The organism is Lawsonibacter asaccharolyticus, assembly GCF_022453915.1.
Lineage (GTDB): Bacteria > Bacillota > Clostridia > Oscillospirales > Oscillospiraceae > Lawsonibacter > Lawsonibacter asaccharolyticus.
On sequence record NZ_CP091870.1, the window covers coordinates 1029288 to 1041868 of the forward strand.

Annotated in this window: 14 protein-coding genes; 7 read left to right on the plus strand and 7 right to left on the minus strand. The window is 46.1% G+C overall.

Annotated features, from left to right (window positions below; genetic code table 11):
- Positions 1 to 272: 272 nt before the first annotated feature.
- From L9O85_RS04800 to L9O85_RS15160, 5 genes are read left to right on the plus strand one after another with little or no spacing between them, the layout of a single operon-like run.
- Positions 273 to 1562, plus strand: a complete 1290-nt coding sequence (locus L9O85_RS04800) for an O-acetylhomoserine aminocarboxypropyltransferase/cysteine synthase family protein (protein WP_050625033.1) — start codon at positions 273 to 275, stop codon at positions 1560 to 1562.
- A 2-nt stretch (positions 1563 to 1564) separates the two neighbouring features.
- Positions 1565 to 2518 (plus strand): cysteine synthase A, encoded by a 954-nt coding sequence (cysK, locus tag L9O85_RS04805; RefSeq protein ID WP_256182645.1) that lies wholly within the window; start codon positions 1565 to 1567, stop codon positions 2516 to 2518.
- On the plus strand, positions 2515 to 3705 hold the full coding sequence (gene nifS / locus L9O85_RS04810) for a cysteine desulfurase NifS (protein ID WP_256182644.1): 1191 nt from the start codon (positions 2515 to 2517) through the stop codon (positions 3703 to 3705). The genes cysK and nifS overlap by 4 nt, the downstream gene beginning before the upstream one ends.
- Positions 3706 to 3716: 11 nt before the next feature.
- Positions 3717 to 4148, plus strand: coding sequence for a Fe-S cluster assembly scaffold protein NifU (gene nifU, locus L9O85_RS04815; protein ID WP_050625030.1), 432 nt, complete (start codon positions 3717 to 3719; stop codon positions 4146 to 4148).
- Between the two features lie 13 nt (positions 4149 to 4161).
- A complete protein-coding gene (locus tag L9O85_RS15160; RefSeq protein WP_430688786.1) occupies positions 4162 to 4410 on the plus strand; it encodes a hypothetical protein in 249 nt (82 codons plus the stop codon).
- Between the two features lie 424 nt (positions 4411 to 4834).
- Here the strand turns inward: L9O85_RS15160 and L9O85_RS04820 are convergent, their stop codons facing one another.
- Positions 4835 to 5647 carry a DUF6414 family protein gene (locus L9O85_RS04820; protein WP_276756903.1) on the minus strand — a complete coding sequence of 271 codons (813 nt, stop codon included), beginning with the start codon at positions 5645 to 5647 and terminating at the stop codon, positions 4835 to 4837.
- A gap of 95 nt (positions 5648 to 5742) precedes the next feature.
- On the opposite strand from L9O85_RS04820, the gene L9O85_RS04825 reads away from it, so the two are divergent.
- Together L9O85_RS04825 and L9O85_RS04830 are read left to right on the plus strand one after the other, a co-directional pair.
- Positions 5743 to 5973, plus strand: a complete 231-nt coding sequence (locus L9O85_RS04825; RefSeq protein WP_276756901.1) for a helix-turn-helix domain-containing protein — start codon at positions 5743 to 5745, stop codon at positions 5971 to 5973.
- Entirely contained in the window at positions 5966 to 6517 is a 552-nt protein-coding gene (locus L9O85_RS04830; RefSeq protein ID WP_301579753.1) for a hypothetical protein, read from the plus strand. Before L9O85_RS04825 ends, L9O85_RS04830 begins: the two co-directional genes overlap by 8 nt.
- Here L9O85_RS04830 and L9O85_RS04835 read toward each other — a convergent pair.
- From L9O85_RS04835 to L9O85_RS04865, 6 genes are all read right to left on the minus strand, one after another.
- Complete coding sequence (locus L9O85_RS04835) at positions 6504 to 8675, minus strand: TaqI-like C-terminal specificity domain-containing protein (RefSeq protein ID WP_338078612.1); 2172 nt, start codon at positions 8673 to 8675, stop codon at positions 6504 to 6506. The genes L9O85_RS04830 and L9O85_RS04835 overlap by 14 nt on opposite strands.
- Positions 8676 to 8773: 98 nt before the next feature.
- Positions 8774 to 9040, minus strand: coding sequence for a DUF6061 family protein (locus tag L9O85_RS04845; RefSeq protein WP_276756897.1), 267 nt, complete (start codon positions 9038 to 9040; stop codon positions 8774 to 8776).
- A gap of 575 nt (positions 9041 to 9615) precedes the next feature.
- Positions 9616 to 10629 carry an AAA family ATPase gene (locus L9O85_RS04850; protein WP_430688778.1) on the minus strand — a complete coding sequence of 338 codons (1014 nt, stop codon included), beginning with the start codon at positions 10627 to 10629 and terminating at the stop codon, positions 9616 to 9618.
- Between the two features lie 163 nt (positions 10630 to 10792).
- Entirely contained in the window at positions 10793 to 11128 is a 336-nt protein-coding gene (locus L9O85_RS04855) for a plasmid mobilization protein (RefSeq protein ID WP_276756893.1), read from the minus strand.
- A 2-nt stretch (positions 11129 to 11130) separates the two neighbouring features.
- Positions 11131 to 12204 carry a site-specific integrase gene (locus L9O85_RS04860; protein WP_276756891.1) on the minus strand — a complete coding sequence of 358 codons (1074 nt, stop codon included), beginning with the start codon at positions 12202 to 12204 and terminating at the stop codon, positions 11131 to 11133.
- Complete coding sequence (locus tag L9O85_RS04865; protein ID WP_276756889.1) at positions 12204 to 12401, minus strand: DNA-binding protein; 198 nt, start codon at positions 12399 to 12401, stop codon at positions 12204 to 12206. The genes L9O85_RS04860 and L9O85_RS04865 overlap by 1 nt, the downstream gene beginning before the upstream one ends.
- Between the last annotated feature and the right edge of the window lie 180 nt (positions 12402 to 12581).

The following is a 12581-nucleotide window of genomic DNA, read 5'->3' on the forward strand; positions in this document are numbered from 1 at the left end:
TACTATGCCCTCTACTTGTCAAGGGCTATTATAAAAAATTCCCCACGAACGTGTATTGTATTCCTACAAATACGCAACAGCAACTTTTTAATTACCCCTTGACTTAGTAGGAAAATGGTGGTATAACATTATACATACCAATTCCGTGGGTAAAAGGAGCCGGTTATGCAAAAACATTTTTTCAGACTTCTGCGGAATAACTTCCGTTTCGGACGAATGTGTTATCTGTTCTTCCTAGCAAAATAAATCATGGAACAGAAAGGAACACAACTATGTCTGATTACAAATTTGAAACGCTCCAACTCCATGTGGGCCAGGAGCACCCTGACCCTGCATCTGATGCCCGTGCGGTTCCCATCTACGCTACCACTTCTTATGTATTTCATAACAGTCAGCACGCAGCAGATCGCTTTGGTCTGGCTGATACAGGCAACATCTATGGCCGCCTGACCAATTCCACCCAAGGTGTTTTTGAACAGCGCATTTCCGCATTGGAGGGCGGTGTTGCCGGTCTGGCTGTCGCCTCTGGCGCCGCCGCGATCACCTATACCATTCAGGCGCTTGCAAAACAGGGAGAGCACATTGTAGCACAAAAGACCATCTACGGCGGCACCAGTAATCTGTTGGCCCACACCTTGCCACTCTACGGCATCAACTCCAGCTTTGTGGATGTCCACGACCTCGCCGCCGTGGAACATGCGATCCAGCCCAACACCAAGGCCATCTACATTGAGACCCTGGGCAACCCCAACAGTGATATTCCTGACATTGACGCCATTGCTGACATTGCTCACAAATATGGACTGCCGCTGGTAATCGATAATACATTCGGCACCCCCTATCTGATCCGTCCCATTGAACACGGCGCTGACATTGTGATCCACTCCGCCACCAAGTTCATTGGCGGCCACGGCACGACCCTGGGCGGTATCATTGTGGACGGCGGCAGCTTTGATTGGGCGGCAAGCGGAAAATACCCCTGGATCAGCGCAGCGAATCCCAGCTACCATGGCGTAAAGTTTACAGAGGCTGCGGGAAAGGCCGCTTTTGTTACCTATATCCGCGCAATCCTGCTGCGGGACGAGGGTGCCTGCATCAGTCCCTTTGCGGCTTTTCTGCTGCTTCAGGGTACGGAAACCCTGAGTCTCCGGCTGGAGCGTCATGTGGAGAACGCAAAGAAAGTGGTGAAATACCTGACTTCCCATCCCCAGGTGGAAAAAGTCAATCATCCTTCTCTGCCGGAACATCCGGATCACGCGCTGTACGAAAAGTATTTTCCGAACGGCGGCGCTTCCATTTTTACATTCCAAATCAAGGGCGGACGGGAGGATGCCTTCCGGTTTATTGACAATTTGAAGATTTTCTCTTTGCTGGCCAATGTAGCGGACGTCAAAAGTTTGGTGATTCATCCAGCTTCCACCACACACAGCCAGCTTACGGAGGAGGAACTGGAGAACGTGGGAATTTACCAGAATACCATCCGTCTTTCCATCGGCACAGAGCACATTGATGACATTATCGCAGATCTGGAGCAGGCGTTCCAGCGTGTCAAGGAGGTATGACCATGGCAAACATTTATACTTCTGCTGACCAGCTCATCGGCAAGACGCCTTTGCTGGAGCTTACCCATATTGAAAGATCCGAGGGCCTGGAAGCCAGGATCTTGGCAAAGCTGGAATACCTCAACCCCGCCGGATCTGTTAAGGATCGTATTGCGAAAGCCATGATCGATGATGCCGAAGCGAAGGGATCGCTGAATACCCGGTCAGTTATTATTGAACCTACCTCCGGCAACACGGGAATTGGCCTGGCATCTGTTGCCGCGGCAAGGGGCTACCGCATCATCCTTGTCATGCCCGACACCATGAGCGTGGAGCGCCGCCAGCTGATGAAGGCGTATGGCGCGGAGCTGGTGCTCACCGAGGGGGTGAAGGGAATGAAGGGAGCCATTGCCAAAGCAGAGGAGCTGGCAAAGGAAATTCCGGACAGCTTTATTCCCGGCCAATTCGTCAACCCGGCAAACCCCGCCGCGCACCGCGCCACTACTGGCCCGGAGATCTGGGCAGATACCGACGGCGAGGTGGATATCTTTGTTGCCGGTGTGGGTACGGGCGGCACCATTACCGGTGTGGGCGAATATCTCAAGAGTCGGAACCCCGCTGTCAAGGTGGCAGCGGTGGAGCCGGCGGCCTCTCCGGTCCTTTCTCAGGGAGTGGCCGGAGCCCACAAGATCCAAGGCATCGGCGCAGGCTTTGTGCCAGACAACCTGAACACCGAGATCTATGATGAAGTCCTGGCAGTGTCCAATGAGGATGCCTTTGAATATGGCAGACGTGTGGGACAGCAGGAGGGAGTGCTGGTGGGCATCTCGTCCGGCGCCGCTGTCTGGGCTGCTGTAGAGCTGGCAAAGCGCCCCGAAAACAAGGGTAAGACCATTGTGGCCCTGCTGCCGGACACCGGCGACAGATACCTTTCCACTCCCATGTTTGCAGATGAAAGACCGAGGAGTATATTATGATTTACGCAGACAATGCTGCAACCACCAAAATGAGCAAGGCGGCTATCGATGCTATGCTGCCCTATATGGAAGAATATTACGGCAACCCTTCTAGCCTCTACGCCTTTGGACAGCAGGCCAAGGAAGCGCTGGAAAATGCCCGGAGCCGGATCGCGGCCTGCCTCCATGCCGATCCGCGGGAGGTCACGTTTACCTCCGGAGGCAGCGAGGCGGATAACCAGGCCATTATGACCGCCGCTGCGCTGGGGATGCGCAGAGGCAAAAAGCATATTGTTTCCACGGCGTTTGAACACCATGCCGTTTTGCATACCCTGGAAAAATTGAAAAAGCAAGGCTTTGAGGTCACCCTTCTGGACGTACACAATACAGGACTTGTGAGGCCGGAGCAGGTGGCTGAAGCCATCCGGGAAGACACCTGCCTTGTGACCATCATGTATGCAAACAACGAGATCGGTACTATTCAGCCCGTCACAGAGATTGGGGCTATTTGCCGGGAGAAAGGCGTGCTGTTTCATACAGATGCAGTACAGGCGGCGGGACACCTGCACATTGATGTAAAAGAACAGAACATCGATATGCTCTCCCTTTCCGCACACAAATTTCACGGTCCGAAGGGAATCGGTGCTTTGTATGCCAAGCGCGGTATTATCCTGGAAACTATAATCAACGGCGGCGCGCAGGAGCGCGGAAAACGCGCGGGTACAGAGAATATCCCTGCCATCATGGGCATGGCAGCGGCGCTGGAAGAAGCCTGTGCGGCCATGGACGAGCACAGCGCAAAACTAACGGTCCTGCGGGAGCGGCTGATCCATGGATTGGATCAGATTCCTTATAGCGAACTGAACGGCGATCACAAACATCGGCTGCCCGGTAATGTGAATTTCTGTTTTGAGGGCATCGAAGGTGAATCGCTCTTGCTTCTGCTGGATGACAAGGGTATCTGCGCTTCCTCCGGCTCCGCTTGTACAAGCGGCTCTCTTGATCCCAGTCATGTGCTGCTGGCAATCGGCAGACCCCACGAGGTCGCCCATGGTTCTCTGCGGCTCAGCCTCGGCGAGGACATGACAGAAGCAGATATCGATGAGATCATTCTTGCCGTCACAGATGTGGTAAACTATCTGCGGAATATCTCTCCTTTCTGGAGAGACTTGGTCAATGGTAAACGGCCCCACATATTTGAAAGATAAGAGGTGTGTCTATGGCGTTGTATAGTGATAAAGTAATGGATCATTTCCGAAATCCTCGGAATGTAGGTATCATAGACGATGCAGACGGTGTTGGAGAGGTTGGTAATCCTGTCTGCGGGGACATTATGAAGATCTATCTGAAGATCGCGGATAACACCATTACCGATGTGAAGTTTGAAACATTCGGCTGCGGCAGCGCCATTGCTTCCAGTTCTATGGCAACAGAGCTGATTAAGGGCAAATCGTTGACCGATGCCCTTGCACTGACCAACAAGGCCGTTACTGAAGCATTAGATGGACTTCCGGCTCATAAACTCCATTGCTCTGTATTGGCGGAGGAGGCTATAAAAAAGGCGGTCAAGGATTATTACGATAAAAATGGCATTCCTTATGACCACAGCCTGTTCCCGGATTGTGAGCATTGTGCTCACTGCAGCAGGTGAAAGCTTGATCGCTATGAGCGGCGGCGTTGACAGCAGCGGCGCCGCTCTGCTGACACAGAATAGAGGCTATGACTACGTTGGATGCACCATGAAGCTATTTGATGATCCATCTACGGAAACTGCTCGGAGCCGAACCTGCTGTGCACTGGAAGATGTAGAGTATGCGCGAAGTGTTGCGTTCAGAACAGGAGTGCCCTATTATGTGTTTAATTTTAGAGATAACTTCCGCAGTAAGGTAACTGAAAAATACATCCAAAGCTAATATTCAAAAGACCATAGACTTTGTTGCCACCTGTTAGGGTATGGAAAGAATGCAGAGATATCAAAAGTTTGAATGGTTGACCATCGCTTTAGATAGCCAAATATGCAGAGCCTATATACCGTAAAAGATACTATCAGCAGAAAGAGAGCTAACTGACGAATCAAGATCAGTTAGCTCTCTTTTTATGAATCATGAAAAAATGTTGAAAAATCGTTGGAACAGAAGGCCTTAACCCCTCAAAAACCTAGTAAAATCAGGCTTTTCTAGGCTTCTGAACTTATTCCCATTCAATCCTGTCAGAAGTTTTCTAAACAGATTTGCTTATGAGATTTAGTTCAGGGTATCGGCATTATTTTCATTATTCAGATAGTAGGGGCTATCTGATTTTTTGTTGCCATGGTGTTGCCACAGATTTAATGCACTCTCACTGATATACAGCGATGGGAAGAACAACGAGCGCAGGCCCTTTAATAACATCACGAAGCTCTGCGGGGTTATCCATATTCTTCGGCATATTCCTTCGCTGAGCTCTGTTAAGAGGTAGCTTCTTGAAATCGTCGAAAATTTCATCCAACTTGATACTTTGCCCCTTAGGTATTTTACGAACAATTTTACATAGCAAATAGGATTGTCCAACAAAATTATCTTGGCTACATCTAAAGTAACTTTCATCCAAATACGCAACTATTGGATGCTTTCCGTCTGCAAATTCAAACACACAGGTAATTTCTTTACCGGATTTAATCTGCCCTAACGCCGAAAAACCTTGTACAGATTCGGTTGTCTTTTTGTCCAAAATCTGCTGATTTGTAATAGTCTCAAAAACCGCAGCCAACTCTGCAATTTTCATTACACTATCGGTCAACTCTTTCATCTTAGAAAAGCGAGCAGTAACCAAGACTTCCAGAAAATCATCCCGATATAGGCCACTATAGTCTGTATCGGTCAAAAATTCAAAGTACTTCAGCCCATCTTCTTCATCTGACCGCAAATATTTATGAACCTTTTCGAACTTCGCCGCATCACTGATATGTACAGATCTTTTGATTTCTTCAGACTGCTTACCTGTGTGGGAACCACTTCCTGAAGCAATGCCGAGGGCACTTTTCCCTGTCAAAGCGTTTTCGCTACTGGTTGCGATTGCTTGTGACTCTTCATCATAGGTATATCCGTCAATCGCAGCGATATAATCCTCAATTACCTTCGTGTTCAGATATAAAAAGTTCCGTAGTTTCATTTGCTATCTCCTTATTGCAAACAAAATGTAGTGACTTATTGTATGTAGACTTATTGTATTCATTATTGTAGCATATAAATTGGAGGTTTACAAGTATGGACATAATTAAAGTTTTCGGATCGAATGTTAAGGCTTATCGGCAGAGAATTGGCTTATCCCAAGAAGCATTTGCCGAAAAATGTGGTATGCACAGAACATATATCAGTGCAATCGAATGTTTTCGCAGAAGCATATCATTAGAAAATATACAAAAAATCGCAGATGCTCTTGAAATAGAGCCCTACCAACTACTTTTAGAAAATAGGGAGAATGATCAAAATGAATGATGAAATTAAAGAATTTCGGGATGGAATTTTTGCTTTGCGCACACGCAGATTTGGGACAGTAGCAGAACTGATGATAGAGGCTCTTTACAGCTTCACAAAATCGCATAATCAGTTCCACGACCGATATGACGAGGTTGGCCACCAAAGAATTGAAATCAAGTTTTCTACTGTCATGAAAGCAAATGAAGCGGTAATTAACCGCTCAAATGCTATAGATCAGTGTAAAAAAGCGAACCTCGGCAATCGGGCATTAAACAGCACTGAAATGTACGAATATGATTTTGATTGCAACATTCAACAGGTAAAGCGCTTGGAATTTGATGTCCTCTACTATGGCCTTTTCTTTGCTGATCGAATTGCCATTTTCAAAATGCATTCTAGTGAGATTTTGTCTTGCTTTGGATACTCGGACAAGCAGCACAAAGGCAACGAAGGTGAAGGACAATTTCATCTAAACCGTAGTAGTATTGATTATCATATGCAGAACCACTTCGTTCAGTGGCTTACATACGAGGAACTATATAATTTGCTTAGCTCTCTTTAAGGAATAAATTTTTTCTGCTCAGTGCGGTTTGAATTGTTTCAATCTGATTGGCATTTAATCCATACAACGCCATAATATCACCATCCAGCTCTTCATATAGACCGCTGATGTTTTCGGATGAATTCATTATGCGGTCTACTTTTTTTACGATAGCTACTTGAATATCTTTTGAAACAATCGGTATCGGTATTTGCTCAATGTGCGAACGAAGTAATTTAATAGAATTGAATTTCTTTGTGACAAAGTAAGACGCAACACTTGAGTTAAGGATTGCAAGAACATATTTCATCTCAATGCCATCAATTTCAGGAATAACAATGTTACAGCTGTTCAAAGAAAGTGTTTGCTGGTCATCATAAGTAAACACGGGAACTTCACTAATAAAACGATACAATAGCTTCTCTTTTGCTCTGTACATTTCTATTGGAGCTATCTGCTGAAAAGACTCAGGAACAAATCTGATATAGTTCCCTGATGGTGTCATACCATATCTTTGAATATCGCTTCCCTTTAGAATAATCTCATTATCATCACGCTTTTCAGCTAATATGTATTCCTTATTATTGCCTGTAACAATTCCAAGTGCAAATTTTGCATTTCCTTTCAAATAGGCAGCATTTTTGATGCTTACAATCACATCCAAGCACTGTTTTTCTCCATCAGATACATTGAGAGAGAGCGTGCCATCAGGAAAAGTTCTTGGCTTCGATATAACAAAACTATCATTTTCGGTTGTAACCCTACAACCCACCACCGTTCTTTCATCGTTAGGTGTAATTCCAAGAATAATAGAAGGACACTGGACCCCAGAAAAGACATTGCCCAAATAACTAATGAATTTGAAAGAACAAGAATCAATCATAATCCTTCTTGCAGTATCATGTGCGGCAACACTTAAAATAGCTTCAGGAAGAACAAAAGCCAGCACACCATTATTAACAAGCATGGTCAAAGCTTTTTCAACAAACAAATCGTATGATTCTACGCTCTTACCAACTGCTGTTTTGAAGAGCTGGCGACACCTAAGAATATCTTCCTCTGAAAAATCACAACCCCAAGGAGGATTACCGAGAATCACATCAAACTTTTGCTTAAAGGCTTCAAAGAATGTATTGCCTATAATAATTCTAGATTGAAGATCCGCAACAGATATTTGAGGGGCTATCAATGCAATATTGATTCGAGATAAATAGACGCTTATCGGGTCAATATCCTGACCATACAAATTTGAGCAATCTATTCCTTTTGCACCAAGACTTAACAAGAAATTCCCTGTACCACAGCAAGGATCACAGATTGTTTTTTGATCTAAATTCCCATCCTGCTCATACAGTCTTTCAATCAGCTCGTTCACCACTTTTTCAGGTGTATAATAGGCACCAGAACTTTTCCTCCGCCCTATATCCTGCAAAGAAATATAGATAAGACCTAACGAGTCTTCTCCCTGTACAAAGGTAATTCCTTTTGTTAATGCAGGTTGTAACTTCTGGATCGAATCCCCATCAATCGCATAACTTCCTAGTAAATCTCTGATCAAAATATTGAAATCATCCGTAGGGCGCTGAGATAAAAAATCCAGCAAAACACTGTTGTTTGGGTATGAAATATTATGACTTTGGTAATAAAGCTGAACAGCAAAATTAGCAAGAACAATGCGCAACTCTTTTTCGTTCTCAATTACGCCAAGCTCTAGCAACTCAGCGGCCAACATCTGGTTGCTTTCAGTATGAACATAGTCTTTATATAAAACTTTACCTGTCGCGCTCTTCTTATTCCTACGCCTTTTGAGTTTCGTGTTATCGCTTGATTTAAGATCAGCTACAAATTTCTCGATATATTCAGGACTAAATAATTGTCCGTTCATATCGGGAACAATCTTGCCTAAGCGAATCCAGTTCTTTGCCGTTGCTTTTGATATTGATAAAGTTTTGCAAATGTCATCTATTGTAAATGAGCCTTTCTGCGTATCGAAAAGACTCATTTGATTTTCGTCAAGGTGCTTTTTGCGACGATCCGCTGGCTTGGTAGCCGTCTCAGGAATAAGCCATACACCGTCAATCATATTTGCGCCACTAATGCGACCTTGTTCGCACAAGAACTGAACTCGCCGCCTCGATATATTAAATTTTGTAGCTGCATCACTAACTGAAATATACATAGCTACCTCCAAATTTCTGGTTACTCATGTAATTATATTATACTCTCTTGGACGAACAAAATCAAACATTAATGTTATTGATCTCGGTGGAATATCTGTTACAGGTGGTATACCAATCGGTCATCTAAAGGCTCATACTTGGTCACTGTTTTTAGATATAGTTCTGGATCTCCATTCAAAACCATCTCGGCATAAGATGCGGGATCGTTGTAGATCAGCCAGTCCAGCTCCGACCGCTGGTACATGCTGTTCGCCACCTCATTCTCTACAGCGGTACAGTCGATGGAGAGCAGCGTCCCGTCCTCTAAACACAGCTCCACACAGGCGGTATCCAGGTTGAACTCGTAGGACAAAATCTTTCTCATAGTTGTTACCTCCCAATACTTGAATTTTGATTGATTTTCCGCAGCGGCACAAGGGCCGTTTCGGTTGTTTTAGTTACCGGCAAGCAATGCGTGTGGCTATCCACACACAAATCCGGCAAGCAATGCGAGTGTTAATACACACTCACATTTTCTGCCGTCTGCTTGTTGAGGGCAGCGCCCCCAAGCCCCCTTGAACACAGAATTTAATTCTGTGGCTGCGCGTTCTGCGAACGCTTTGAAAGGGTACGCTAAAGCGCCGTCCCCTTTAAGATGCTATGGAACAAATCGTTCCACCCTTACGCTTGATAGCTGCCGCGAAACACAGTAGCCATCGCTAGATGTGTGGGCAAAATCTTTTCCCATCCTTCGCTTTTACTTCGCATCCTGTGCCCCGGTTTCAAGTCATGAGGGCTACTCCTTAATATTTACATGGTACGCCCTAAAATAGGGCGCGCTTGGAAATATGAGGTGGCGAAACACCACCTCATATTTTTTTTCCGCAACGGTGGCGACGGTCGCAACGGTACTGAGAGTACCCCTCAAAACACCGTCGCGACCGTTGCAAGCGTCGCGCTTTACTCTATTACTTCAACCATAGGTGCTTCTATCACCATGTAGGTCAACCGAATACGCCGCCCTTCGTGTTTGATTTTGTATTCATACTTCACCTGATGTTCTTCCAGCAGGCGGCTGGCATTTACATTTAGATGCTTAGTGAGGCGGTTTACTGCCATATTCAACTGGAGGGCTTCAGAAAGCTCTGTTGGACTGCCTTCCCACTCGCGGTTCTCGTCAGATACCATTTTCGCTACCGCTTCCAGCACCGGGTCCGGAGGCTGCTTCCAAAGCTCATTTTCTGCATGGTCGAGAAGCCATACCAAACGCTCCTGGTCTTTGCTTAGATACAGCCGCTGATCCGGCTGATCCCGTCCACTAATTTCCAGTGTAGCCTTTCCGTCAGTTCGTTTTTCTTTCTGCATGATGAGTGCCCCATCTGCACAGCCCGACAGTCCAGTGGTGCCGGAAATCTTCTCAAAGCTATCTCCCGCAGGCTGCTTTCTAGTGTGGTGGACAATCAGGATGCAAACTCCATGCCGGTCTGCAAATTGTTTCAGTTTTCCAATCACCTCATAATCGCTGGAATAGCTGTAATTGTCGCTTACCATCTCCCGGACTTTTTGCAGGGTATCCACCATAATCAACTTGGTGTCACTGTGTTCCCGGACAAACTTTTCCAGCTGTTCATCCAGACCACTGCCGATCATCTTGGCGCTGGTAGCAAAGTGGAGGGAGCTTGTCCCCTCCACACCAAACATACGGAACATCCTGCGCTGCAAACGGCTTTCGTCATCTTCAAGTGCAAGGTAAAGTACCGTCCCCTGATGAACCTTGTAGCCCCACAAATCCTGCCCGGTGCTGACATGGTGTGCGATCTGCGCCACCAGAAAGGATTTGCCGATTTTGGGCGTTCCGGCAAGGATATATGCTCCAGTATAGAGCAGGTTTTCAATCACTGCGGACTTTACCTCAAACACATTGTCCATAAGTTCGTCCAGGGTTACAGTGTGCAGGTAAGCTGGGTCGCTCATGCGCTGTATCCTACGGTACATTTCCTCCAGACTTTCCTGCGGATTTACAACTTCATCGTTGATTTCTTCCTTGGAAGTGGTTATACTGATGTCAGAGTTTTTAGAGATTGACTGCCCATCGTCTGCGCCAACAGATGAGTCCTAGGTGGTCATTTTCTTTTTTTCATCGATCATAGGCAATATCCTCCTGCATTCCTTTCATAATGGTTGTGATCATCTGAATGGTGTCCAACAGTTCCTCATTTACTCCTTGCCCGGCTTCAATACGGTGTAGCTCGTCCAGCACAGCAGCCAGCTGATCTCGCAGTGCCTTATAGACTCTTGGATTTCCCAGCACCACCACATCCCGGCAGAGCAGCCGACGGATGATATAATCCTGCTTGGTCAGTCCGGTGAGCTTGACTGCTGTTTCAATCTGGGCATCCTCCTCCGGAGAGATCCGGAAAGATACGGCCTTGTTTCTCCAACGGTTGTGCTTATCCAAATTCTTTGCTGACATTTTTAATTGCCCCTTTCCATATTCAACTTATCTGCCATTTCCGTTTGTTTGGACGGAAACAGGTGTGCATAATTGTAAGTGATGTCGATGCTCTCATGACCTACCCGATCTGCGATGGCAGTGGCGGAGAACCCCATGTCGATAAGAAGCGAAACCGCGCCGTGACGAATATCGTGGATTCGGATACGCGGGACTCCAGCCTCTTTGGAGCCTCTGTCCATCTCCCGGTGGAGATAACTCTTAGTGACGGTGAACATTCGGTCATCTGCTCCAATTCCGTAGAGCATTTTGAGGTAATCCTGAATTTCCTCTGCCAGAAACTGCGGCATAGTGATGACACGATTGCTCTTTTCTGTTTTTGGAGTGGTAATCAAATCCTGCCCGTTTAGCCGCTGATAGGATTTGTTGATGGTGACAGTGCGCTTCTCAAAGTCAAAATCTGCCGGGGCCAGAGCCAGAAGTTCTCCCTCTCGGATACCGCACCAGTAAAGCATCTCAAAGGCATAGAAAGATAGCGGTTTATCCATCATCACCTCGGCAAATTTCAAATACTGCTCCTTAGTCCAGAACATCATCTCTCGGTTTTTCTTTTTTCCCATGCTACCTGCCTTTTTACAAGGGTTATCCCGGAGATTGTAATACCGAATCGCGTGGTTGAAGATGGCACTGAGTTGATTGTGAACCGTCTTAAGGTACACAGGTGAATAAGGTTGCCCCTTTTCATCCTTGTGGTTCAGCATCTCGTTCTGCCAGGTGATGATCTGCTGGGCAGTGATGTTACACATCTTCAACTTGCCGAAGTAGGGGAGCAGCTTTGTGCGGATAATATGCTCCTTTGTGGCCCAGGTGTTTTCTTTGAGCCGGGTTTTCATATCCACTGTGTAAAGTTCCACAAAGCTTTTGAAGTTCATATCCAAATCAGCGCTGGTTTTATGAACCTGTTCACGCTCCCAGGCCTGTGCCTCTCGCTTGGTCTTGAAGCCTCGCTTCTGGGTCTGCTTCCGCTCACCATTCCAATCGGTATAGCGATAAACTGCCCGCCAAGTACCGGTTTTTTCTTCCTTGTAAACGGCCATTATGACTCCTCCTTTGCTGTTTTGGTATAGTAATACTTCTCCCTGAAGAATTCTCGATTGACACGGCCGGAGATTGTCAGATATCCTTTCTCCTGCAATTCTTCGTTAAGCCCATGGATTACCTTGTAGGCGTGGGATTTGGAGATGTCCAATTCCTGAGCAACTTCGTCTGCTCGCATAAAACTCTGTTTCTGCATAAATAAAATACCTTCCTTTCCTTGTTGATTGTTTCTGCCTGCCAATTTTGTTTTTCATAAAGACCTCCTTACTCTCTACTGCCACTTTTTTCGGATTTTGCACCCAAGAATTTTGAAAAAAGTTTCTCCAGTTATTTGACTAAGCATAATAGCTTATGTCAATCGGCGTACACAAAATAA

Coding starts and splice junctions, on each gene's coding strand:
- L9O85_RS04800 (WP_050625033.1), top strand. CDS start 273: ATGTCTGATTACAAATTTGAAACGCTCCAACTCCATGTGGGCCAGGAG.
- L9O85_RS04855 (WP_276756893.1), bottom strand. CDS start 11,128: ATGTCAGCAAAGAATTTGGATAAGCACAACCGTTGGAGAAACAAGGCC.
- L9O85_RS04830 (WP_301579753.1), top strand. CDS start 5,966: ATGAATGATGAAATTAAAGAATTTCGGGATGGAATTTTTGCTTTGCGC.
- L9O85_RS04845 (WP_276756897.1), bottom strand. CDS start 9,040: ATGAGAAAGATTTTGTCCTACGAGTTCAACCTGGATACCGCCTGTGTG.
- L9O85_RS04820 (WP_276756903.1), bottom strand. CDS start 5,647: ATGAAACTACGGAACTTTTTATATCTGAACACGAAGGTAATTGAGGAT.
- cysK (WP_256182645.1), top strand. CDS start 1,565: ATGGCAAACATTTATACTTCTGCTGACCAGCTCATCGGCAAGACGCCT.
- L9O85_RS04860 (WP_276756891.1), bottom strand. CDS start 12,204: ATGGCCGTTTACAAGGAAGAAAAAACCGGTACTTGGCGGGCAGTTTAT.
- L9O85_RS15160 (WP_430688786.1), top strand. CDS start 4,162: ATGAGCGGCGGCGTTGACAGCAGCGGCGCCGCTCTGCTGACACAGAAT.
- L9O85_RS04835 (WP_338078612.1), bottom strand. CDS start 8,675: ATGTATATTTCAGTTAGTGATGCAGCTACAAAATTTAATATATCGAGG.
- L9O85_RS04850 (WP_430688778.1), bottom strand. CDS start 10,629: ATGAGCGACCCAGCTTACCTGCACACTGTAACCCTGGACGAACTTATG.
- nifU (WP_050625030.1), top strand. CDS start 3,717: ATGGCGTTGTATAGTGATAAAGTAATGGATCATTTCCGAAATCCTCGG.
- L9O85_RS04825 (WP_276756901.1), top strand. CDS start 5,743: ATGGACATAATTAAAGTTTTCGGATCGAATGTTAAGGCTTATCGGCAG.
- L9O85_RS04865 (WP_276756889.1), bottom strand. CDS start 12,401: ATGCAGAAACAGAGTTTTATGCGAGCAGACGAAGTTGCTCAGGAATTG.
- nifS (WP_256182644.1), top strand. CDS start 2,515: ATGATTTACGCAGACAATGCTGCAACCACCAAAATGAGCAAGGCGGCT.